The organism is Kineosporia sp. NBRC 101731, from assembly GCF_030269305.1.
Taxonomy (GTDB): domain Bacteria; phylum Actinomycetota; class Actinomycetes; order Actinomycetales; family Kineosporiaceae; genus Kineosporia.
On record NZ_BSTC01000011.1, the window covers coordinates 201,222 to 223,592 of the forward strand.

Annotated in this window: 26 protein-coding genes; 23 read left to right on the top strand and 3 right to left on the bottom strand. The window is 67.5% G+C overall.

Annotation, left to right across the window (positions count from 1 at the left end; all coding sequences use genetic code 11):
• Positions 1–454: 454 nt before the first annotated feature.
• The 20 genes from QSK05_RS26900 to QSK05_RS26995 all read left to right on the top strand — a co-directional run bounded on the left by QSK05_RS26900 (position 455) and on the right by QSK05_RS26995 (position 18,040).
• The gene (locus tag QSK05_RS26900) at positions 455–1,162 is read left to right on the top strand and encodes a hypothetical protein (RefSeq protein ID WP_285600131.1); all 708 of its coding nucleotides are present in this window, start codon (positions 455–457) and stop codon (positions 1,160–1,162) included.
• 129 nt (positions 1,163–1,291) lie between these two features.
• Complete coding sequence (locus tag QSK05_RS26905) at positions 1,292–1,645, top strand: hypothetical protein (RefSeq protein WP_285600132.1); 354 nt, start codon at positions 1,292–1,294, stop codon at positions 1,643–1,645.
• The gene (locus tag QSK05_RS26910; protein WP_285600133.1) at positions 1,645–1,887 is read left to right on the top strand and encodes a hypothetical protein; all 243 of its coding nucleotides are present in this window, start codon (positions 1,645–1,647) and stop codon (positions 1,885–1,887) included. The genes QSK05_RS26905 and QSK05_RS26910 overlap by 1 nt, the downstream gene beginning before the upstream one ends.
• Positions 1,880–2,275 (top strand): hypothetical protein, encoded by a 396-nt coding sequence (locus QSK05_RS26915; RefSeq protein ID WP_285600134.1) that lies wholly within the window; start codon positions 1,880–1,882, stop codon positions 2,273–2,275. Before QSK05_RS26910 ends, QSK05_RS26915 begins: the two co-directional genes overlap by 8 nt.
• A complete protein-coding gene (locus QSK05_RS26920; RefSeq protein ID WP_285600135.1) occupies positions 2,272–2,715 on the top strand; it encodes a hypothetical protein in 444 nt (147 codons plus the stop codon). Before QSK05_RS26915 ends, QSK05_RS26920 begins: the two co-directional genes overlap by 4 nt.
• Before the next feature lie 569 nt (positions 2,716–3,284).
• Positions 3,285–3,788, top strand: coding sequence for a hypothetical protein (locus QSK05_RS26925; RefSeq protein ID WP_285600136.1), 504 nt, complete (start codon positions 3,285–3,287; stop codon positions 3,786–3,788).
• Positions 3,788–4,375, top strand: coding sequence for a hypothetical protein (locus QSK05_RS26930; RefSeq protein ID WP_285600137.1), 588 nt, complete (start codon positions 3,788–3,790; stop codon positions 4,373–4,375). The genes QSK05_RS26925 and QSK05_RS26930 overlap by 1 nt, the downstream gene beginning before the upstream one ends.
• Before the next feature lie 167 nt (positions 4,376–4,542).
• Positions 4,543–8,169: a hypothetical protein gene (locus QSK05_RS26935; protein ID WP_285600138.1), complete on the top strand. Its 3,627-nt coding sequence runs from the start codon at positions 4,543–4,545 to the stop codon at positions 8,167–8,169.
• Positions 8,166–9,614, top strand: a complete 1,449-nt coding sequence (locus QSK05_RS26940; protein ID WP_285600139.1) for a hypothetical protein — start codon at positions 8,166–8,168, stop codon at positions 9,612–9,614. The genes QSK05_RS26935 and QSK05_RS26940 overlap by 4 nt, the downstream gene beginning before the upstream one ends.
• A gap of 3 nt (positions 9,615–9,617) precedes the next feature.
• Complete coding sequence (locus QSK05_RS26945) at positions 9,618–11,435, top strand: hypothetical protein (protein ID WP_285600140.1); 1,818 nt, start codon at positions 9,618–9,620, stop codon at positions 11,433–11,435.
• 67 nt (positions 11,436–11,502) lie between these two features.
• Entirely contained in the window at positions 11,503–11,637 is a 135-nt protein-coding gene (locus QSK05_RS26950) for a hypothetical protein (RefSeq protein ID WP_285600141.1), read from the top strand.
• Positions 11,634–12,413, top strand: a complete 780-nt coding sequence (locus tag QSK05_RS26955; protein ID WP_285600142.1) for a peptidoglycan-binding domain-containing protein — start codon at positions 11,634–11,636, stop codon at positions 12,411–12,413. Before QSK05_RS26950 ends, QSK05_RS26955 begins: the two co-directional genes overlap by 4 nt.
• Before the next feature lie 1,204 nt (positions 12,414–13,617).
• The gene (locus tag QSK05_RS26960) at positions 13,618–13,854 is read left to right on the top strand and encodes a hypothetical protein (RefSeq protein ID WP_285600143.1); all 237 of its coding nucleotides are present in this window, start codon (positions 13,618–13,620) and stop codon (positions 13,852–13,854) included.
• On the top strand, positions 13,841–14,431 hold the full coding sequence (locus QSK05_RS26965) for a D-Ala-D-Ala carboxypeptidase family metallohydrolase (RefSeq protein WP_285600144.1): 591 nt from the start codon (positions 13,841–13,843) through the stop codon (positions 14,429–14,431). Before QSK05_RS26960 ends, QSK05_RS26965 begins: the two co-directional genes overlap by 14 nt.
• Before the next feature lie 22 nt (positions 14,432–14,453).
• Positions 14,454–14,729, top strand: a complete 276-nt coding sequence (locus QSK05_RS26970) for a hypothetical protein (protein WP_285600145.1) — start codon at positions 14,454–14,456, stop codon at positions 14,727–14,729.
• A 125-nt stretch (positions 14,730–14,854) separates the two neighbouring features.
• Positions 14,855–15,211, top strand: coding sequence for a hypothetical protein (locus tag QSK05_RS26975; protein WP_285600146.1), 357 nt, complete (start codon positions 14,855–14,857; stop codon positions 15,209–15,211).
• Positions 15,212–15,246: 35 nt separating this feature from the next.
• Positions 15,247–15,699: a hypothetical protein gene (locus QSK05_RS26980; RefSeq protein WP_285600147.1), complete on the top strand. Its 453-nt coding sequence runs from the start codon at positions 15,247–15,249 to the stop codon at positions 15,697–15,699.
• 341 nt (positions 15,700–16,040) lie between these two features.
• Positions 16,041–17,216 carry an acyl-CoA dehydrogenase family protein gene (locus QSK05_RS26985; RefSeq protein WP_285600148.1) on the top strand — a complete coding sequence of 392 codons (1,176 nt, stop codon included), beginning with the start codon at positions 16,041–16,043 and terminating at the stop codon, positions 17,214–17,216.
• 151 nt (positions 17,217–17,367) lie between these two features.
• Positions 17,368–17,568, top strand: a complete 201-nt coding sequence (locus tag QSK05_RS26990; protein WP_285600149.1) for a hypothetical protein — start codon at positions 17,368–17,370, stop codon at positions 17,566–17,568.
• Complete coding sequence (locus QSK05_RS26995; protein WP_285600150.1) at positions 17,561–18,040, top strand: hypothetical protein; 480 nt, start codon at positions 17,561–17,563, stop codon at positions 18,038–18,040. The genes QSK05_RS26990 and QSK05_RS26995 overlap by 8 nt, the downstream gene beginning before the upstream one ends.
• On the opposite strand, the gene QSK05_RS27000 is transcribed toward QSK05_RS26995, so the two are convergent.
• On the bottom strand, positions 18,007–18,420 hold the full coding sequence (locus QSK05_RS27000) for a hypothetical protein (RefSeq protein WP_285600151.1): 414 nt from the start codon (positions 18,418–18,420) through the stop codon (positions 18,007–18,009). The genes QSK05_RS26995 and QSK05_RS27000 overlap by 34 nt on opposite strands.
• A gap of 73 nt (positions 18,421–18,493) precedes the next feature.
• Between QSK05_RS27000 and ybiA the strand changes: the two genes are divergently transcribed.
• Together ybiA and QSK05_RS27010 are read left to right on the top strand one after the other, a co-directional pair.
• Complete coding sequence (gene ybiA / locus QSK05_RS27005; protein ID WP_285600152.1) at positions 18,494–19,063, top strand: riboflavin biosynthesis intermediates N-glycosidase; 570 nt, start codon at positions 18,494–18,496, stop codon at positions 19,061–19,063.
• Positions 19,064–19,136: 73 nt separating this feature from the next.
• Entirely contained in the window at positions 19,137–19,988 is an 852-nt protein-coding gene (locus QSK05_RS27010; RefSeq protein ID WP_352302766.1) for a PIG-L family deacetylase, read from the top strand.
• 40 nt (positions 19,989–20,028) lie between these two features.
• On the opposite strand, the gene QSK05_RS27015 is transcribed toward QSK05_RS27010, so the two are convergent.
• Positions 20,029–20,622: a histidine phosphatase family protein gene (locus QSK05_RS27015; RefSeq protein WP_285600154.1), complete on the bottom strand. Its 594-nt coding sequence runs from the start codon at positions 20,620–20,622 to the stop codon at positions 20,029–20,031.
• 236 nt (positions 20,623–20,858) lie between these two features.
• Between QSK05_RS27015 and QSK05_RS27020 the strand changes: the two genes are divergently transcribed.
• A complete protein-coding gene (locus QSK05_RS27020; protein ID WP_285600155.1) occupies positions 20,859–21,398 on the top strand; it encodes an acyl-CoA thioesterase in 540 nt (179 codons plus the stop codon).
• Between the two features lie 455 nt (positions 21,399–21,853).
• On the opposite strand, the gene QSK05_RS27025 is transcribed toward QSK05_RS27020, so the two are convergent.
• The gene (locus QSK05_RS27025; RefSeq protein WP_285600156.1) at positions 21,854–22,309 is read right to left on the bottom strand and encodes a GNAT family N-acetyltransferase; all 456 of its coding nucleotides are present in this window, start codon (positions 22,307–22,309) and stop codon (positions 21,854–21,856) included.
• Positions 22,310–22,371 lie beyond the last annotated feature (62 nt).

Sequence of the window (22,371 nt, forward strand, 5' to 3'; positions counted from 1 at the left end):
GAAGGTACGGCCATCCCGGGTAAGGATTGGTGTGGCTCGGCTCCGACGGACGCCTTGGGGCAGGTGACGTTCACGCTTCCGTCCGGGTATTTCTCGGCGGTGCATCACGTCTCGGCGACGCCTGTACGGAGCGCTTCGGGCCCGTCCCAGTTCTGTTGGGCGTTCCCGCTGTCCATGTCAGCGACGCAGGTGAAGGTACAGGTGGCCGAGTCCAAGACGACGGGGGTGCTGCTGTTGAATACGACGGTTGAGGGTGCTGAGGCATCGCCTGCGGGGGTCACGGTCACGGTGTGGGTGCGGGGTGTCGGGTGAACGGTTCATGGGTGGAGGTGTGGCCTGATTCGGGCGCCGGATTGGGTGGCGTGCAGGTGGAGTCCCGTTACGGGTCGGCCGTGTACGGGCAGTCGGTGTACGGCGGGATGGTTCCTGCCCTGACGTGGTGTGAGGTGCGGTCGTGATCGTCGACGTGGGAGATGCCCCGGTCCTGGTGTGGCATCTGCGGGACCCGGAGACCGGTGCCCCGATCGTCCCGAGCACAGTTCTGGCGATGCTGACGGGTCCCGGCGTTTCGGTGTCTCTGTCGGTGGTGAACACGGCGCCGGGCGACTATCAGGTGGCGGCCCCGATCACGGTTGCGGGGGACTGGCGACTGCGGTGGACGTCGGCCGGCCCGGCGCAGCAGGAAGAGGTGGCCCTGTATGCGGTCCCCGCGGGCATGTCGGCGGCGTGGTCCCCGGATGTTCGGGCTGTCGCGGTGCACATCCCTTCGCGGACCCGGGACGTGGAAACGAACGCGCCGCTGGGCACCTTCAACGATGACACGAACCCGACGGGCGAACAGGTGGACCGGCTGACTGCGAACGCGGTCGCGGTGGTCTCGGGTTTCGTTGGGACGCCGATCGTCCCGGCGGCGTACGGGCTGTGTCAGGCGGCTGCCGCTCTGTGGGCGGCGTACTGGGTGGAGCTCGGGTACCCGGAACGGGACGCTGATGTGAGTGTGTACGGGCGGTTGCGTGATGATGCGGTGTTGTTGATGGAGCAGGCTCGGGCGGTGAATGTGGGTTCTGGGGGCGGGCAGGTCGATCCGCCCGATGAGGATGGTCAGCCGAACGTTCTGTCGGTGTTCAGTTTTCCTCCTCCGGGCAGGGTTCTGATCCTGTAGAGTTCGAGTCCGGCATGGATGCTGGGTGGTGCATTGAACGCCCCGACCTTTCCCCTGTGGGTCGGGGCGTTCGCACGTTTGCGGGCTACCCTGGGACTGGGGTTGGGGCCGCACTTTCGAGAGGCCACCATGGCAGCGAACAATGACGACCGTCCGGCAACCCTGGCCGAGGGATACCCCGTCGCGGTCGAGGTCCCAAACCTGCCCGACGGCACGACCGTTGCAGGCGCACCGACCGTCGATGACTATGCGCGGGAGTGGGGCACGTACCGGGCCCGGGTGCCGCTGACCGTCGATGGGGCGCGTGCAGTCGCGCAGAATGGTCCTGTCCCGACGTCACATCCGATGGTCCCGCAGTGGCTCGAAGACGGGCTCCTGGAGCGCGTGGACGGGCAGGCTCCCGCTCAGGTCCCGGCTAACGCTCCGGCTCCGGCAGAGAAGCCGCTGCCGACACGGCCTGCGGGGCGGGAACGCGACGCCTGATGTGGTGGCTGGCCTACTACGCGGCCGGCGGTCTCCTGTACGGATGCCGAGGATGGCGGCTGGTTCGCCGCGAGCATGACGGCCAGTTCGCGCGGAACGTTGACGAGCGAATGTCCGGGATCATCTACGTGGCGCTCATGTTCGTTGCGTGGCCGCTCTTCTTCGCCGTGGACGTAGCGTTCCTGGTCTTTGCCGGGGCGCTGCAGGTATCCCGTGCGGTTCGGAAGGTCGCGCGTGGCTGACGTCCTCGTCATCATCGACGAGGAGGGCCTGGCTGGGTTGTTCTCCCCGGCCGGGCCCATTGCTGCGTTCGTCGCGGAAACCACCCAGCGCGTTCACGCTCGCGCGCAGGAGCGCGCACCGGTTGGTGCGCCGTCGAAGACGCCGGAAGGTCACCCTTCGGGTTGGCTGAGGTCTCAGATCTCGTGGGTGCTTGTCGGGGACTTGGAGGGCATGGTGTCGACCAGCGCCGTGAACTCGGTCGCGGCACCACGTCCCGGCGACCCATATGCGCGGTGGATCGAACGGCCTAACGAGCGGCCCTTCGCGCCGCCACCCTTCGCACGAGGTGACCGGCCCTACCTGGTGCCGGCGCTGGACGACATCATTCGGGACTTGGGTGGGCGATGACCACGGGCAAGACGTTCGACGCTGAGGGAGTCGTGAAGGCTTGGGCGCAGTCACTTGGGATAACGGGTAAGGGTAAGCCGGTCGCTGCGGGGATTCACCTGGGGAGGCCTCGGTCGCCGCAGGCTGGCGCGATCGCTGGCCTGTCCGTGGGTTCGTCCACGGTGGACTCCGAAGGCCTGGGTCACAGGGCGGGGATCACGTTCGAGGTGAAGGCTGTCGGTGGCCAAGCGGGCGCCCGGAAACAAGCTCTCGAAGGGGCGACCGCGATCGCCGTGGAGTGCCGGGAGCTGACCGGCGCCCCCGTGCCGGTGGAGTACGACGGGATGACCGTGTGGATTCGGTACTGCGAGAACGTTCAAGGTCCGCTGTTCGCGGGCGATGTGGGTGGGGAGATCACGTACCGGGTCAGCACCGTCTTTGTGCTGAGCGATGTCCCGTGATCTTGGATGACTGGGTCGAGCCGACGAAGTACGAGCTGGGGCCCGTGACCGCCTACCGGTCCCACAACGGGTTCGGGTGGAAGATCAACGTCGGCCGCCGCTTCCAGTGGCGCACCCGACGCGGAGTGACGCCGGCACGGCCTCACATCAGCCGCGGCCACGACGAGCACTGCAACCGAGCCATCGTCCTCTGCTTGTACCCGGCCGGGACGCTGACAGTCTGGTGGGAGCCGCGGTGGCGTGAGACCCGCTGCGACACCTGCAAGGCCGAATCACGGGCCGAAGGATCGTGCGAGGAATGCGGTTCGTCACCATGTGCCTGCGATTTATTCATCGACGATGACCCAGGACCGAACCGCTGAGGGCCTCTCGTGCAGCGCGTCTGAGCTACTCTGTGTGCGGGGTTGAGGCCGGCTAGCCGGTCAGCACCATCACGCAGGGAGTAGCTCCCGGCGGGGGTGGAGCACAACCCTGGAGGCGCTCTCATGCCTGCCGTTGTCGTCCCTCATGCCACAGCCGTCGGCCCCGGATACCTGTACCGAGCCGTTCTTGGCTCTGCGATCCCGACCATGACCGCTGCCGCGAACGTGTTCACGGACGCGTGGCCTGCCGCGTGGGCGCCCGCCGGCGTGACCCGCGACGGAAGTCAGTTCTCGTACGAGGTGACTTCCGAGGGCATCACGGTCGCCGAGTACCTGGACGTCCTCGACGAGGTTGAGACCAGCCGCTCGATCGGTGTGGCGTTCGACCTGGCCCACATCACCGACAAGAGCTACGCCCTCGCCTTCAACGGGATCAGCTCGTCGGCGACTGGTACCGGTGCGGCGACCGTCACGAAGCTCGGCCCGCCCGTCCTTGGCGCGAGCGTGAAGACGATGCTGGGCTGGGAATCTCAGGACTCCACCCAGCGCGCGATCTTCTACCAGTGCTTGCAGAGCGGCAACATTCAGTTCAGCAACCAGAAGGCGCCCAACTTCCAGAGCTTGCCGCTCACGTTCAAGGTGTCGCAGCCGACCTCCGGTGACCCGTTCAACATCTGGCTTGCCGGCACCAACAGGTTGGCGGCTGCCTGATGGCAAGCCTGGGTGATTTCTCTCCGGTCGAGTCCCGTGACGTCACGGCCGAACCGGACTCATTCATGTTCTGCGGTCAGGAGTTCCTGATCCCGCAGACCGCTGGCGCCGGGTCTTTCCTGCGGTACGCGTGGTCGATGAAGGCCGCCATGTCGCAGGGCGAACGCGGTGAGGCAGCCGAACGCCGGGCGCTGTCTGCTGAGGGTCGTGCTGCTGCCCGCGCCGAGAAGATCAGCGCCGACATGGGCGCCATGTCTGCCGTCTGGGACCTCCTCACGTCCATCCTCGGCCAGGACCAGATCGACCGGTTCGCGCGGACCGTCGACAACAACGGCATCGACCTCGACGGGATCCTCTCCCTCGTCGGGAAACTCGAGGCCGCGATCGCAGCCCGCCCTACGAAGCGGTCCAGCGACTCATCGGCTGGGCCATCGACGACTGGGCTTCACTCAACGGACGCTGGCTCTGGGCCCACGGACCTGCCCCTTCCCCAGGATTCGTTCCGGCCCATGACCCCGCGCGAGCAGCAGATCCAGGACCTGCACCAGCACCTGGTCACGCCTACGGGTCTGGCCTCGCAGACCTGACCCTGCCCGCATTCCTCGACGTCGTCTACGCCGCCCTGGTCGAAGGGCTCCCGCCGGATGAGCGGGCCCGGATCGACCAGGAGCTGGTGCTGCCCCTCGGTGTGACCGGGGAGCAGGTACAGCGCGCCCAGCAGGCCTGGATCGCGCAGCAGGGGTGGTGACCGCTCATGGCTGACGAGACGCCCCGCGTCGCGACCGCGTACATCCTCATCAAGGCCCGTGACGCCGGCTCACGGGAAGACATCCGCCGGATCGGCCAGCAGTACGGCGAGGACGCCGGAAAAGCTGCCGGTGTCGCGATGGCCGCGAACACGGCTAAGTCGTTCGACAAAGAGATCGACCGGCACCGTGACGTGTTCCGGCGCGCTGGCGAACGGATGGGCCGCCAGTTCGGTGAGGCTGCCGGTGGCGAGGCGGCCCGGTCGATGGGGGAGCGCCTGCGCCGGGACGCGACCCGGATCACCGTCACGGCGTCCGACATCGGTGACCGGTTCGGTGGCGCGCTGGGGCAGCGCGCATCAGATCGCGCGTCCCTGTCCTTGGGTGCTGGGCTGCGTCGTCAACTGTCATCGTCGCCGCAGTTCCGCTCCCTGGGCGCTCGTCTCGGCGATGATATGGGCCGCTCGATTGGTACTTCGGCTGGGCTGTCGATCCTGGACGGGATGCGGCGCGAGCTGACGTCGGGCATCACTCGGGTCACAGCGTCGGTGTCGGATCTACCGGGGCTTGCGATTGGCGCCGGCGACGCCGGCGGCAAGGCAGGGCGGTCGTTCACTGCCGGGTTCGGTGCGCGGGTGAGGGACCTATTCAGCGGGAGCGACGCGGGCGGCGTATTCACGATCACCGGCGTGGGTGCCGGCCGGAAGTTCTCGACCGGTTTCGGCCGCGGCCTCACGGGCGCCCGGAGCATCGTCAAGACGTTCGGTGATGGCGCCGGGAAGATCCTCGAGTCGTCGATCGCGGGCGGGATCGGTAAGGGCGTCAAGGGCGGCCTGATCGGCGTCACGGCTATCGGTGGGGGAGCGTCGGCCCTGGCCTTGCTCGGGCCGGCTGCGGTGGGCGCTACGGCTGCCGTTGTGGACTTGTCCGGCGCGCTGGGGCTCCTTCCGGCTGGGCTCTCGGCGATCGCGGCCGCAGTAGGCACGGCGCGCGTGGGCCTCCTGGGGGTCGGTGAGGCAATCTCTGCGTCCGCGGAGGACGCGGAGAAGTACAAGGCGGCCCTCGACCAGATCAGTCCGTCCGGGCAGAGGTTCGTGAAGGCCGTCGTCGCACAGAAGGACGCGGCGAAGCAGTTGCAGGCCACGGTCCAGGACCGCCTGTTCGCTGGGCTGGGCAAGGACGTGCGGGACCTATCGGACCGGTACCTGCCGATCCTGCAGCGGAAAATGGTCGGGATCGCGGGCGTCTTCAACGGCGCCGCGAAGGACGTGGCCGGTTTCTTCGATACGCCTCAGACCGCCGGGCAGCTCGAGCGGATCCTGGCCCGGGACACGCAGGCGATGCGGAACCTGCGGGGAGCCGCAGTTCCCGTGGTCGCGGCGCTGCTCGACATCGCCGACGTGGGCTCGTCGTTCCTACCAGGACTGGCCGATGAGGCGACTGAAAGCATCACGCGGTTCTCGAAGAAGGTGCAGGACGCTGCCGCCGACGGGCGTCTCGAAGAGTACTTCCGCGACGGCGTGGAGGCCGCGGGTGATCTCGCGTCGGCGGTGGGCGGAGCGGGCCGGATCATCTCCGGGGTTTTCGCGGCAGGGAACTCGGCGAGCTCGAGCCCCCTGGAGACCCTTGCCGGTGGGTTGAACGCGGTCGCTGACGTGGTCAACGCTCCCGGGTTTCAGGCTGGCCTGCGGGATATCTTCGACGCGATCGCCCAGGGCGGGCAGGCGGTCTTCGCTGTCCTGCCTGAGGTCGGCGATGCCCTGGTCGCGCTAGAACCTGCTTTCGCGGCCATCGTCCGCGGTTCCGGCGAGGGTTTGGCGTCGACGCTGTCGACGGTCGCGTCCCTGGCTGTGGCAGCGGCGCCGACGATCACCGCCCTGGCGGGTGCTTACGAGGCGGCGGCCCCGTACATCGGTCCGGTCGTGGTGGGCCTAGTCGCGCTCAAGGGTGCTCTGGCCGGGCTGGCGGCCGTGGAAAAAGGGCTGGCATTTATCACTCTCCTGCCGGGCCGCATCACAGCGGTGGGCGCTTCGGCTACCGCTGCCCGGGCATCGGTAGCGACCCTGAGCGCTTCCCTGGTGACTCTCGGAGCGGGCCTCGCGGTGGTTGGCGCTGCCGCTGGCGCGGACGCCCTGGGCGACTTCATCGGCAAGGCGTACGTCAGCAAGGTCGGAGCCGACGACCTGACGAAGTCACTGGAATCCTTGGGCCGTGGAGGCGAGCTCGGCGCGTCGGGGCTGAAGCTCTTCGAGAACAAGGGCCTGTTCGGGCTGATCACGAACGGCGCCGATGACACGTCGCAGGCTCTGGACCGGTTCGAGACCGCGGCGGCCGGGGCCTTTGGCGACAGCCTGAGCAACAAGCTAGGGCGGATCCAGTCCTTCGGTGACTCCCTGGGCCGCGTGAAGGAGATCGCCGACCAGCTGGACCCGGCACTAGCTTCCCTGGCTAAGTCCGATCCGTCAGCTGCGGCTGCGGCGTTCGGGAAGTTCATTGACGCTGGTAAGCGTGGTGGCGCGAGCGTCTCTGAGCTGACCGCCCTGTTCCCGCAGTACGCGTCGGCGGCGAAGGCGGCAGGGGACGCGACAGCTAGTGCCGCTGGCCAGACCCAGGGCCTTTCGATGTCGCTGGAGACGCTCTCGAAGCGGACAGCGGAGTACGCCAGTGCTGCCTTGGGGGCCCGGGGGTCGGCCCGTGAATACGAGGCGGCGATCGACGCTGCGGCGGACGCGGTCCGCGCGAACGGTAAGAGCCTGGACATCACGACGAGCAAGGGCCGGACGAACGCTGCGGCTCTCGACCAGATCGCAGCGTCCGGGATTGCGTTGGCTCGCTCGACGGCCGGTGAGGGTGTCGGTTCCCAGGAGCGTTTCAGGAGCGCTCTACAGCAGACTCGCAGTGACCTGATTGCTGCAGCGAGGCGTTTCGGTCTCACCCGGCAGGAAGCTCGCGACTACGCGAACCAGGTGCTGAAGATCCCCTCGCGCGCTGAGACTCTCGTCTCGGCTCCCGGTTTGGAGCAGGCGAAGTCGCGGGCCGAGCTGTACGCGGAGGCGATCCGGGCGATCCCGCGGCGCAAGGAAACGACGCTGCTGACGACGATCATCGAGAGGAAGCGGTACGAGACGGGTCGGGGTTCACCGCGGAACTCGATGGTCGGCGGCATCATTGACCGCGACTATCCGACGAGGCGGTTCTCCGGTGGCATGATCGACCCCCGCCTGGGCGCGCCCCGGCAGGACAACGTCCGGTTGCTCGTGTCCGGTGGCGAGTTCGTCATGAACGCGTGGGCCGTGAAACAGCCCGGCGTGGAGGCGCTGCTGAGGTACATCAATACCGCGAACCGTCTACCTGACTCACTGCGGAAAGCGACGGGGTTCGCTGACGGCGGGAAGGTCGCCGCGGCCGGTAGCGCGGGCATGTTTGACCTGACGAACTCGAAGGCGCAGCGCATTGAACGAACTATCAGCGTGCAGTCGGCAACGCAGTCCGTTCCGGCTGGGGGCATGTCCGATGACCAGTTCGAGCGGATGATGCGGCGCCTGGACCGGATCGCGAACCGGCCTGTCGTGGTGAGCGTGGATGGCCAGGCCCTGGCGGGCGCTGTCGTCCGGAACGGTGGAGGCGCCTGGTGACCGCGATCCTGCAGATCGTTGACGGGCTTGGCGGCCCGCTCGTCCTCGACCTGAACCGTGCTGTCGGTGGCGAGGGAGGGTACGCGCGCGCCGGGATGGACCTGACCGAAGGAGAAGTTGCCACCGACGACCAGCCGAACTGGTCGCCTCTGGCAGGACCGGCATCCCTGGCCCGTCGCAAGATCAGCATCCCGGTCCTGCTGCAGGCCCCCACCGCGGACGCCCTCGGTGTGAGGGTCGCGAAGCTCATGCAGGCCACCCGGCGCACGTGGTGGCTGCGGGTGCGTCGGCACGAAGGGTCTGCCGATTCATGGCTGCGGTGCTTCCCGTGCGTGCCGCGGATCGAGTCGCAGATCACGACGTCGGCGCGGCCCGACCTGGCCCGCGGTGTCATCGAGTGCGAGACGGACCCGTACGCGTACGGGGCGCGCGTGGACCGCACCCCCGCGCCCGTCGACCAGCATCCGGGAGCTTCACACGATGCGTGGGGGATCGACATCTCCGGCGTCCAGGGCGACACAGAGACGCCGTTGTTGGTGCGCATGCACGACAGCGACGGGTTCGCCTCAGCATTCGGTGCGTTCGTCAGTACACGACGTCGGCAGGATCCCTCGCAGGTCGTGTCGTCGAAGCTGGTCCGCGAGGCGGAGTCAGGTGCGAACCTACGGTCCGGGACCGCGGGTCAGCTGACGTGGCAGACCTTGACCGGCGACGACGCCCTGTCCTCCAACGGCGGGGTGCGCCTGGCGTTCGCCGACGGCTACGACGCCGGCCGGAGCGCGTCCATCACGTTCGCGGCGCCGACCCTGGATGGGCCCGACACCGCTGGCACCTACCGGATGTTCCTGCGGATCCGCCGGCTCGGGGACGCCGTCGATCAGCAGCTCGTCATCCGCGCTTTCACGAACAACAGCTCCCTCGCGCCGGACGAGATCACGGTCCCGGCGGGCGGTACCCGAATCCGCATGATTGACCTGGGGCTGGTGCAGTGGCCGTCCGCGCAACCCGCGGCGATCGAGGCGCCGATCCCGTCGTCGTCGAGCGCATCCACGACCCCGGTCACGCTACAGCTGTGGCGGCGCTCCTCGGGCCGCGCGGACATCGACCTCGACTACCTGTGCTGGATCCCCGCGGACGAGGACGCCGGATACCTCGAGCTCGACGCGTCGTTGTTCAATCCGGACGACCAGTACGTGAACATTGACGGGTTCCAGCACCAGGCGATGATCACGTCATCAAATCCGATCGGCGACCACAAGATCCTCGGCCAGGCGTACGGTTCATCCACGCCCACAGCTCGTTTCATCGGTGGCGCACCAATGGTCCGGCCGGGCAGCAACCGCCTCTTCGTCGTGTGCGGCCTGTCTGGTGTCGCGGGATGGCCGCGGTCACGGACACTCAACGTGGGCTACAGCTACTGGCCCCGCTACACCTGGCTGCGGTGACCCATGGCACACGTCGGAACGACCACCTTCCCCGGCCCGGACACCTACCCCGGGTTCCCTCTGGGCGCTCTCGGCGAGGGTCCTGTCCCGGAGCCGATCGCCGCACCTGCCGGCCTGTCGCCGCGGCGAGCCTTGCTGCTCCTGGTGATCCCACCGACCGGGAAGGGTGCGCCGATCACGCAGGAATGCCCGCCGGACCTCCAGTTCGGGTCGACGGCACCCGGTGGGTTCGAGCAGCTATCCGCGACGTTGGACTGGCCGGCGGACACGCCTCCCGTGGGTTTGCAGACCGCGGCGACTGTGCAGGTTGTCGACCGGCGCACCGGTGACATCCACTGGCACGGTCACCTGGTCGACCCTGGGTTCGTGAAGTCGGGTACGGGCGCGTCCCGGAAGATCGTCGCGCAGGGCTTCCAGACAGTTCTGGATACGCAGGCCGGCGCTGTCGCGTACGTCGACCGGGACCTGGGCTCGTGGAAGTTGGCCCGCGACTACAAGGCCGGATCGGCACAGCTCGTCGACGACGTGTCGTTGCAGCAGCAGCCGAACGACTGGGTCGAGCCGACCCAGCAGGTCATTGAGATGGACATCCCTGAGGGGTCGAAACTTCAGGCGAACACGACGATGACGATGACGTACCGGCCCCCGAAGTACTCCCAGAACCATCAGGACATCGTCAGCATCCTGGGCTCGTACAACGGCACGAACGACGCCGGGTACCGGGTCAAGGTCCGTGTGGTGACGCAGGCCGGGACCGTGCAAACCATCATGGACCGCGAGTACCTGCCCGACACCCGGCACTTTCGCCTTCAGCAGGGCGTCGGGGACTGGACACAGACCGGGTCGCGGGTCGGGCAGATCCAGTGGTCGCACGACGGGAATGACGGCGTCACCTCGCCTCGGGACTACACGCTGCGCTGGGGGAACATGGCCGTCGTCCTGTCCAGGGTCGACCGGTCCGGCGCGCACGTCGTCGACCCGTCCACGTACGTGACGACCGGCGACATCGTCCACGACGTCGCCGGGCGGCTCCTGCTGGGTGACCTGTGGATCTCCACGAGCGTCCTGGCGCGCCCGGACACCCTTGTGGAGTCCGCGGCCTGGTGGGACGGCATCACAGCCCGCGGCATCATGGAATTCATCGAGGAGCTCGAGCCCGACTACTACTGGGCCGTCTGGGAACCCAACATCTCCCGGCCACAGCCACGGTTCGAATACCGGTCGTGGCGGACTTTCCCCCGTTACCTGATCCCGCCGGGCGCTGCGACGGTGCAGCTCGCCGGGGGCGCCGACGACCTGTGCACCCACGCGCTGGTCGTGTACGAGTCGATGGTTGGCGTCCCCGCGTCGCTGCAGGTGTCAGGTACCGCGCCGGAGCTTGAGGCTGCAGGTGTGGTCCGGACGACGGTCGTGGACTTGACCGCGGAGGGCCCGATCTCGCCGGCGACGGCGCAGCGCAAGGGCCGCGACGAGCTCGCCCGCCTGAATCTCCAGAGGGCGTCCGGGACGGCGATGGTCAAGGGCCGGATCATGGACATGCGGGAGGGCCGCATGATTGAGCCGTGGGAGATGCGCGCTGGGTGGATGGTCGTCATCGCCGACGGGGTGCTGCGCGCGGACGACCACCCGTACTCGTACACGGGGGCCCGTGATGGCCGGTCGACGTTCCGCCTGACCGGGGTCACGTACTTCGCATCCAGTGGCGCCGCGGAGCTACAGCTGGACGGCGGCGGACGGACCCTATTCCATCGCACGCGGATCCCGCTGCCCCGCCTGCGGCGCAAGAAGTCCAGGTCAGCGCACAGGTACCACACCGCATGACAGGCCCCCGCGACCTGTCATGATGGGGGTGGGGTTGGGGCCGAAACACTGGTCCTGGAGTGCTGTCATGGCTCACGCGCCTGACCCCGAGTACTGGCCGGAGAATGCCGTCCCGGTCGCACCGGAACCCGGCGGCGGCGAGCAGGACGAAACGCCTGCCGTCGTGAAGATCTCGGCGCCCCGTGAGGGCGGCGACCAGTGACCGGTCCGACACCGACCAAGCCGGGTCGCGGTGCCTGGACGGCGACCGGTGGCCTGCTGCCGCCCAAGCCCGGACAGGTCGGCCGCGGCTACTACTACCGTCCCCCGTACGAGGGTGAGGACGTCGTAGGTGTCGCCGGCCTGAGGCCGACGTGCACGTACAACGAGGCGGTCGTCACCGAGGCTGTCCGGGCGATCCAGCGGCTCCTCATTGACTACGCCCAGCTTCACGAGCTGGACGTGCCGCGTATCCAGGTCACGGGACGCTTCGGCGACCAGACGGGCCTGATCGCGGCCCGCGTGCAGAAGCACCTCGGGCTGGTCCCCGACTGCATCGTCGGCCCGAAAACCGTGTGGGCGCTGATTGCTCCGATGATCGAGCAGGCCGCGGCGAAGTACGGACTGCCGGTGTGGCTGCTCAGGGGCATCCACCTGGTCGAGTCTCAGGGCGACCTGGGTGCTGTCGGGGCGGAGACTCCCGCGGACACCGGTCCTTTCCAGTGCAACCGTGCGGCTCATCTGCAGGTGTCGATCCGGCAGGCCGTCGACCCGCGCTGGTCTGCGCTGTGGACGGCGGCGGCACTGCGCAAATTCTGCGACCAATGGGTAGGGAGAACGTCGGTTGACCTGGTGACTCTCGCTATTGCGAGCCATAATTCACCGAAGTCGGCCGTAGAATGGGCTCGTGGAAACAAGCCCCCCAGAAGCCCAGGTCGATCCTTCAACATTGAGGACTACGTCGAAAAAGTCCGTGTTGCCGGGCTGGTGTCAAGTTGATGGTTGCGAGCGACCGCCCGCAACGAAGCTTCGCGGGCTCTGCGGTTCTCATGATGCCAGACTTCGCCGTCAGGGTGATGTCTTCGCCCACATCCCTCTCCCGCGCGGTGTTCTGGGTGATGGTTCCGCTGTCTTGTGCAGTGTTGAGTCTTGCTCACGGCCAGTGCATTCCCCGGGCTGGAGATCTCTCTATGCCATCTACTGTCAGGCGCATGCTGCTAGGGCGCGGAAGAATGATGGCGATCCTCAGGCGGACGTTCCTCTGCGTGGCGAGTATCCACCTCAGCTGGCGTGTTCAGTCGACGGGTGCGAAAAGATTTCCGTCAGTCGACGCGAAACCCTCTGTTCTGCGCACTTCACGCGGCTCCAACGCACGGGGAGAATCTGGGGGGACGTTCCCCTCGCCAAGGGCGTTGTCGATGGACCTCGACAAAACTTTTGCACCGTTGATGAATGCAACTATCCCGCAAAGTCGCGCAATTCGAAGCGGTTGGGTACCAAATTCGAAATGGCAGGCAAGTTGTGTGATGCACACCATCGCCGGTGGCGTATCCATGGCGACCCACTGCACGGTGGCCCGGTCAAGAGAAGGAGCATCTACTCGCATCATGTCCACTGCGTTGCGACCGGATGCGACGCTGAAGCGATACCTGGAACCGGGGTGTGTCGAAAGCATCGATCGAGCCTCGCAAATCCGGGGGCTCGAAAGCTTGTCCACACCACGACGCTCGATGGGCTGTGTTCAGTTCCCTCGTGTGGGCGCAGTCAAAAGACCGGTAACGGTTACTGCGGAACTCATGGCGAGCGACTCCGGCGCCACGGTGACGTCCAGGCGCATATACCGGTCCGCACCGATGTCCCACCCCGAGTTCGAAGGAACGAAAACGGTTATCTCGAGGTCTCCGTACCTGGAAGGGGCCTGGTCCGGCAACACCGACTCCTCATGGAGGGGCTGTTGGGTCGCGCCCTTGCCAGTCATGAAAACGTTCACCACCTCAACGGCGATCGCTCCGACAACACGACCGATGGCCCACTTCGCCTCATGCCCGATGGGAAACTGCGGAGCGGAAACCTCGAACTCTGGAGCACATCGCAGCCGTCCGGTCAACGCGTCCCGGACAAGATTCGCTGGGCCAGAGAGATTCTCGCTACCTATGGAGACCTCATGCCCGAGTAGCAGCGTTCACCAGGCAGGAGAAGCCGCATGAGCACCGACCCGCACGGCACCGACATCACCTCGCTGGTCCCGATGAATCTCGACCCGGAGCCCGACGACTACCGAGAACACGAGGTGGCCGGCGCCGACGAGGTGACCGCGCCCGAAGCAGACCTGACCGGGGACCCGGTCGCGGTCGACAAGGACGTCGAGATCGAGTTCGACGACGCCGCGGACCTGGCCCTGCTGGAGAAGATGGGGGACCGCGCCGATGCCGAAGACTGACGACGACCGGACCCTCACCCTCAACCAGGGTGAGGCGATCCTCGAGAGTCTCGGCTGGCGGATCAGGACCGCGGGTGAACGGCGCCAGGCAATCGAGAATTTCCAGCGTGGCTGGGCGTTGGGCCCGTCGCTCAAGGTCGACGGGATCCTGGGCCCGGTCACGTCCGCGGCCCTGCGCATCTCGGAGTCGCGCCGGCGCCGGGGCCTGCCCACGGCCAGCGCGCACTTCTCGTTCGTCGAGGTCCGCTGCAAGTGCGGTGGGAAGTTCTCTGGATGCCAGCGGATCTGGTTCAAGCGCAGTGCGTTCCAGGAGCTGGAGGCATACCGGAAGGCCAAGGGGTCCGGTGTCCCCGTCGTATCCGGTTGCCGGTGCGTGGGCCACAACCGGGCCGTGCACGGCGCCACCCATTCCCGGCACATGTTCGGTGACGCCGCTGATTTCCCGCCCGAGAGGTCACTCCAGTGGTTCGCCGACCACGGCCTGTTCAGCGGGCGCGGCTGGAACCACAACCCCGGCACGCACCCCGTCCGGCACGGAGACATGCGATCGCTGCGGGCCTCATGGATGTACGGATGACGAAACCCATTGAGCGGATGTAGTGAACAGTGTTTTTGTCCTCGCAACCAGCGCCACTTCCAGCAGCGTGGAAGGGGTCACGTCGTCATTCCTGGGGCAGGGCATCCTTGGCGCGATCGGACTGGTCGCCCTCGGAGTCTTCTGGACCGCATGGCGAAGGGAATCAGCGCGTGCCGACTCCGAGCGAGCCGCGAAAGACGAACTCGTCAAAGAACTCCTGGCGAAAGTGGTTCCGCTGCTCACCGAAGCAACCCGGACGCAGCAAGAGTTCCTGGAGCAGGTACGCCGTGATCGGTAGCCACACGCGACCACACGCGCCCTCCGTCGAGGAAGTCATCGCTGTCCTGGCCCGCCACGCCGACGAACTCAGCGACGTCACACACCAGCTGCAAGCAGAAGTGGACCGTCGAAAGGGGCCGCACGATGCACCAGATACCCACTGACCCCGCAGACGATCTAGAAGGCGCCGTCAGGGAACTTCTCGCCCAGGGCATCGACATCCGCCGGCAGGTCGACGGCCTGACGTCGGAGATGCGCCGACGCACGATGGCGTTCGTCGTGGCGATCCTGGCCGGTGCGCTGATCCTGGGAGTCCTAGGGACTGCGGCGTACTTGGTGTCTCTGAACAACCGCCGGGCGATCGCGGAGAACAACATCAAGTTCTGTGGACTGGTCGAGTCGTCCGCGTCGTCTTTCCCGGCGCCGTCCACGCCCCGTGGCGCTGCACTGCAGAAGACCGCCGCACAGCTCCTCACCGACCTTGAGTGCGACGAGCAGTAACCCACCCTGACCTCACCGATCCAATGGGAGACATCGTGAACGACGCAGCAACCATCACCCCGAGCTCGGCGGAGCTGTGGGTCCGCTACCACCGCAAGGTCATCATCAGCCTGGCTCCGGTTCTTCTGGCCGGGTTCGAGGTCATCCGGGATGCGGCCCAGACCAAGGACGGCCTCGATGTTCTGACGATCGTCCTGGCGGTCCTCGCGGCGGCCCAGGCCGTCGGCGTGTACCTGCCGGGCAACACGAAGGCGAAGTTGCTCGCGTCGGGCGTGGTCGCGATCGGGTCCGGCGCTACGGCTGCGGCCGTGGGTGGCCTGACGATGGCGACGACGATGCTGATCGTGACGCAGTTCCTGGCGTGGGTCGCAGCCGGCGCGACGGAGAACGGGCCGGCGCCTGAGGTGGTCCGCGGTGAGGTGGTCGAGGCCGCCCCTACGGTGCTGCCGGTCGAGCCCGACACCGGGACGAGCGGCACGCTGGATTGACGTCGGAGGAGAGGTACGCCGGGATCCATCCGGCGTACCCGCTCCGGCCGCTGGGGGAGCGGTGGCGGCGCGCGTACCGGGGGACTGCGCGTCGCCTGCTCGTGTCACTGGGCGTGTACGTGGCGGCCATGGTTGCGGGCATCGCCGGTGCATGGCGCGCCCTTGGCCTCTGGTAGTCGGCTGGTCACTTCACCGGTCACTTCACCGGTCACTACGCCGCTGATACGCGGGCGTGCCTGCTGTCACTTGGGCGAGCGTGTGCGCAGGTGGTTGCCCGTTTGGCCGGAACTCCACTGTCACTGAGGCTGTCCTGCTGCAAGCACGCCGTCTACTTTGCCGGGGTGGACCTCAACGATGCGGCCGTGGATCTCGCCGGTCTCGACGAACTGCTCAATAACGACGAACGGGATATCCAGCGTGCCGTGCGCACCATGGCGCAGTCCCGGATCGCCCCCTATGTGGCCGACTGGTTCGAGCGCGCAACGGTGGACGACCCCCGCGGGCTGGTGAAGGAACTGGGCGACCTCGGGGTGCTGGGGATGCATCTGACCGGCTACGGCTGCGCCGGGCTCGGCGCCACCGAGTACGGGCTGACCTGCCTGGAGCTGGAGGCCGTCGACTCGGGCATCCGTTCCCTGGTCTCGGTGCAGGGATCGCTGGCGATGTACGCGTTGTGGAGGTTCGGCTCGGAGGAGATCAAGACGCGGTGGCTGCCGGCGATGGCGGCCGGGGACGCGGTGGGCTGCTTCGGGCTGACCGAACCCGATCACGGCTCGGACCCCTCGGGGATGACGACGCATGCCCGGCGCGAGGGTTCGGACTGGGTGATCAACGGCGGCAAGATGTGGATCACCAACGGCTCGATCGCCGATGTCGCGGTCATCTGGGCACAGACGGACGAGGGCATCCGCGGTTTCGCGGTGCCCACCTCCTCACCCGGCTTCTCTGCCGTCGAGATCCGGCACAAGCTGTCGCTGCGGGCCTCGATCACCAGTGAGCTGATCCTGGACGAGGTGAGGGTGCCCGGGGAATGTGTCTTCCCGGAGGTGCGAGGGCTGGGTGGGCCTCTGTCCTGTCTGGCCGAGGCCCGCTTCGGGGTCGTCTGGGGAGCCATGGGGGCCGCCCGTACCTGCCTTTCCACTGCACTGCGGTACGCGCTGGAGCGCTCGCAGTTCGGCCGCCCGATCGCCGGGTTCCAGCTCACCCAGCAGAAACTCGCCGACATGGAACTGGAGTACGTCAAGGGGATGCTGTTGGCCCTGCATCTGGCCCGGCGCAAGGACGCGGGAACGTTGCGGTCGGCCCAGGTCAGCCTCGGCAAGCTGAACAATGTGAGGGAGGCCCTGGAGATCTGCCGGACGGCCCGCACGATTCTCGGCGCGAACGGAATCTCGCTGGAGTACCCGGTGATTCGCCACATGAACAATCTTGAGTCGGTGCTCACCTACGAGGGCACCGTGGAGATGCACACCCTGGTCATCGGGAAGGCCCTGACCGGGATCGACGCGTTCCGCTAAAAGGTGCGGGCCTGCTGGTTTTGATGGTCGAGATTCTGATTCTGCCACTGTGCGGTGGAATTTCTTTCGTGCCGGGTCGTGCCGCATCATGTTCCCGTTCGGCTGATGTAACGGGGGAAACATGATGGATGAAAGAGTTTTGGATCCGTCCGTGATCCGGCAGGAGTGCGGTCCGGCCACCGCCGGGATGGTGATCATGCTGATGGCGCACGGCTGGCGGGTGCGACGTCAGGGCCATCGGTTCCGTCTGTACTGCCCGTGCGGCGAGGCGTCGCTGCCCTACAGTGGTGCCTCGCACGACGACGTCTCGCACGCCGCGCGCATCGTGCGCCAGGCTGCCCACTGTGGTTAGGGGCACCTGGTACGAGCTGGCGTTCCTGGTCGATCCGCTGTCCGAGCGGCAGGAGAGCCTGGTGCTCGATCACTTCGACGCGGTGCCAAGGATTTTCGCCGGAGGGTGCGAGCTGGCGCTGGCGGCCGAGGGGCCTTCGGTGCTGGCCGCCGTGCAGGGGGTCGTGCTCGATCTGGACCGTCAGGACATTCGGGTGCACCGGCTGGTGGAAGACCTGGTGACCCGGTCGGCGATCGCCGAGAGGGCCGGGGTGGCGCCCGGGACGGTTGATGAATGGACCCGGGAGATGCGTGAAAGGGTGGGTTTTCCCCTGCCTTTCACCGCCTCTGCGGGAGGGTTGTGGCTGTGGGGGCCGGTGAACCGCTGGCTGGGCACGCTGGCGCCCGATCTCAGCGACGGGTTCACCCATCCGGAGATCTCCGACCATGTCGAGGTCAATCAGTGGCTGCTGTCGCGGGCGGGGATGCTGTAGGCGATCGAGCGGAACTCGCCCCACCGGACCCACTCGGCCACCCAGTCCTGCATGCTGCTGGCGAAGCGGTGGGCGACCTGGTCGAGCGTCTCGTCGTCGGGCTGCTCCGGTGACCACAGGCAGTACTGGAACTGGCCGCCGGCCCGGATGATGACGGTGAGTTCGGTGAGGTGGTTGCCGCTGGGGGCGTTCTCGGGCTCGGTCCAGTCGTGCACGTCGCCGTCGGTCCAGCCGAGGGCGTAGGCCTCGAGCTCGCCCTCCCGCAGCATCCAGGTGAGCACTGGTTCGACGACCCGGGTGCGGATGTCTTCCAGGGCGAACGGGTCGAACGGGTCACCGGCGCCGGGGCCCGGGTGGGGCGGGACTACGGGGGTGGTCACGTCGGGCCTCCGGGTCCGGGCGGGCGCGTCGAACGCTTCGCGTCATTTTGACGATGCCGCCATGATGGCATTCATGTCCTGGACGAACCCTGACGAACGACTGGCCGCGATCCGTGCGCGGCACGCCGCCGGGGAGAAGCAGAAATTCATGTTCTTCTGGGGACACCGCCCCGAGCGCGACGGACGCGTGGGCCAGGGATGCTTCAGCCAGTGGTGGCCTTCGCCGTTCACGGTCGACGGTGTCACCTACGCCACGGCCGAGCACTGGATGATGGCCGGTAAGGCCCGCCGGTTCGGGGACGAGGCGGCGCTGGCGAAGATCCTCGCCGCGCCCTCCCCGGCGCAGGCGAAGAAGCTGGGTCGCCGGGTCCGGGGTTTTGACCAGGATCGCTGGGTGGAGCACCGGTACGAGCTGGTGGCCGAGGGGAACCTGGCCAAGTTCGGGCAGTACCCGCAGTACGCCGACGTGCTGCGCACCTCCGGCTCCCGGGTGCTGGTGGAGGCCAGCCCGGTCGACCGGATCTGGGGGATCGGCCTGGCGGCCGACGACGGGGCGGCGAACGATCCCACGCGCTGGCGAGGCCTCAACCTGCTGGGGTTCGCGCTGATGGATCTGCGCGAGATATTCCTGCGGGCGGCCTGATGCGCCGAGCGCGAAATGCGTTCCGGTTCTGTCGGTGGTCGCCGTTAAGGTCGCCGATGTGACCCTGACCTTCATGGCCGTTCATGCCCACCCCGACGACGAGGCCACCGGTACCGGTGGAGTGTTCGCCAAGGCCGCTGCCGAGGGCATCCGTACCGTGCTCGTCACCTGTACCGACGGGCGCTGCGGCGACGGCCCGGGAGGCGTGAAGCCGGGCGATGCCGCGCACGACGTCGATGCCGTGGTGAAGGTGCGGGCGGGTGAGCTGGAGCGCAGCACGAAGGTCCTCGGCATCGACGTGGTCGAGCAGCTGGGCTACCACGACTCCGGGATGATGGGCTGGGACACCAACACGCTGCCGGGTGCCTTCTGGAACACCCCGGTGGCCGAGGCCGCCGCCCGTCTGGCCGACCTCATGCGTACCCACCGGCCCGACGTGGTCGTCACCTACGACGCCAACGGTGTGTACGGTCACCCCGACCACATCCAGGCCCACCGCATCACTATGGCCGCCGTGGAACTGCTGGCCGGCGAGCCGTGGCAGCCCGCGAAGGTGTACTGGTCCTCGCCGCCCTACTCGCAGATGAAGATGTGGGGCGACCTCACCCGGGAGTTCGGCACCGAGGAGGAGAAGGCCGGGATGGAGAAGATGGAGGCCGAGATGAATGCCGCCCTGGCCCGGGGCGATCGGCTGCCGATGGGCCTGCCCGATGAGGAGCTCACCACCTGGGTCGACGTGAAGCCCTGGAACCAGCAGAAGTTCGATGCCCTGTCGGCCCACGCCAGCCAGTCCGACAGCGCGCAGATGCTCGCGCTCGGGGTCGAGCGGTTCGGCGCGATGATGGGCGTGGAGACGTTCCAGCGGGTGGGCGCCGCCCCGGGGGCGCCGCGCGAGACCGACCTGTTCGAGGGCCTTGAGCGCTGAGGCGTCGCGTCGCCGGGCCTGATCGGCCCGGCGACGAGCCTCACCAGCCCCAGTCCTCGACCTGCCAGCCGTTCTGCGGGTCGCCCACGAGCTTGACCACCTGGGTGTTCAGCAGGGGATGGGCCGCAGCGTAGGTGCCGTCGACGTCCTTGGCCCGTACCGCGACCCAGGTGCGGATCGCGGAGCCGTGGCTGACCACGGCGGCGCACTCGACACCGGTCGCCGCTATCTCCGCGATCGCTTGGTCGAACCGGGCCAGGGCCTCGTCACCGGTCGGGCCGCCGGGCATCTGCACACCCGTGTCACCGGCGGCCCAGCTCATGGTGATCTTGACGTAGAGGTTGACCGCCTCGTCGTCACTCTTCATCTCCAGATCGCCGGCGTCCCACTCCCGGATGCCGTCGTGGACGGTGACCTCCAGCCCGCGGGCTTTCGCCAGCGGTGCCACGGTCTGCTGCGTACGCACCAGCGTGGTCGCGTGCAGGGCGTCGATCGTCTCGTTCTTCAGCCGTTCCACCAGCAACTCTGCCTGCTCACGGCCCAGCTCGGTGAGGTCTGCACCGGGGCGCGCGGTGTCCAGGGCGCCGATCACGTTGGAGTGGGTCTGGCCGTGGCGGATGAGCAGCAGGCGCATGCGGGTGCCGTTTCTGTGCGGGAGGAGGGAGCGGTACCCATCCTCGCTCAGCCCGCGGCCACCGGTACCTCCCGGTCCGGGAGATGCGTGCCACCTGTGCTCGGCGGGTGCTCGGCGGGTGCTCGGCCGGTGACGAACCGACCCGGTAAGCGGCCGTTCAGCGGGCTTCCTACAATGACCAGGCCGAGCGCAGCGGCGCGATCGGTCCACCACGGGTCCGATCCGGGAAAGTAGAAATGAATCTCTATCTGCGTCTGTTCCTGCTCAGCTTCATCGTCCGGCTCCGGCCGAAGGTCTCCATGTGGGAGGGCACCCGCACACCGTTCCGGGTTCTGCCCAACGACCTCGACCTGTTCCGGCACGTCAACAACAGCCGTTACCTCGGCTTCTGCGACCTCGGCCGCCTCGACCTGATGACCCGCGCCGGCTCCTGGGCCGAGGTCAAGCGCCGCGGCTGGTTCCCCGTCGTCGCCGCCCAGACCATCACCTACCGGCGCTCGCTGACGCTCTGGCAGAAGTTCCACGTGCACACGCGGATGCTCGGCTTCGACGAGCGCAACTCCTACATCGAGCAGACCTTCGTGCGGGGCGACGACATCATGGCCCGCGCGGTGATCCAGGTGCGGTTCCTCAAGCGCACGGGTGGCTCGGTGACCCACGCGGAACTGCAGGACGCCGTCGGCGCCTACCCCGCCGACCTGGAACTGCCGCTGTGGGTGCGTGAGTGGGCCGACAGCGTCCGGATCTCCCAGAGTATTCCGGTGAGTGACGGCTAAAGGCCACGTGCCGGGGTCATCGACGACGTGACGGTACGCACAGCAGCGGAGCCTCGTGCGGTGACCGCTTTGATGCGGTGCGCGACTCTGCCTCCAGCGATGCGTAGCCTGCTCGGCCCTCCTGCGCCGGGACCGCCAGGATCCGCGCCGTTCTTCAAGCGGTGGCCACAAACGTTCGCCCGTTGCCGGTTGCCGGAGGGTGAACAAGAATGGTGGCAACTGACTTTGATCTGTTCCGTCCGAGCTCACATCGATGGTGGGGGATTCCGTGCACCCTGAGCGCACGAGTTCTCCCCACCATGCTCAAGGGCTTCTTCGGCCGCCCCGGCGTACGTCGATCGCCACCGCACCGGCCGGTCCTCCGAAGTCGCCGAAGTCACGGTGGTTCCGCGGGGGCTGTTGCCGGTCAGCGTCTGCCGACGGGCGATCTGGGAGAGTGTCTCGGTAGAGAGGAGTCACGGCGTGGGACTCGCAGACGGGTACCGGATCATGAAGACGTCGAGCGAGTCCTCGTGCTCGAACACGAACCCGTGACGCTCGTAGAGACGCCGGGCGGGGCTGCCCTGGAGCACATCCAGGCGCACGACAGCCCCGTCCGCGTCGCACTCCTCGAGCAGCGTCGTCAGGACGGCGCTGCCGATGCCGTGCCCCTGGTAGTCGGGGGACAGGTAGAACTGCTCGATCCAGCGGCAGTCCTCGGCCTGGCGTACGGCAACGCACCCGGCGAACCGGCCACCCACCTCGATGATGCGCGAGTTGGCGGGAACGAAGCGCTCGTACAGGTAGTCGCGCGCGGACTGCTCGTTCCAGGGGCGCAGACGCTCCAGGTGCTCGCGGATCACCAGGACCTTCAGGTCGGCAATGCGTTCCAGATCGTCAGGGGTGGTGGGTCGGAAGGTCCAGTCGGCCATGGGGGAATAGTAGACAGGTGGCAGCGAGATCTGTTGCTGCGGGCCTGTGGTGGGCCCGGCGG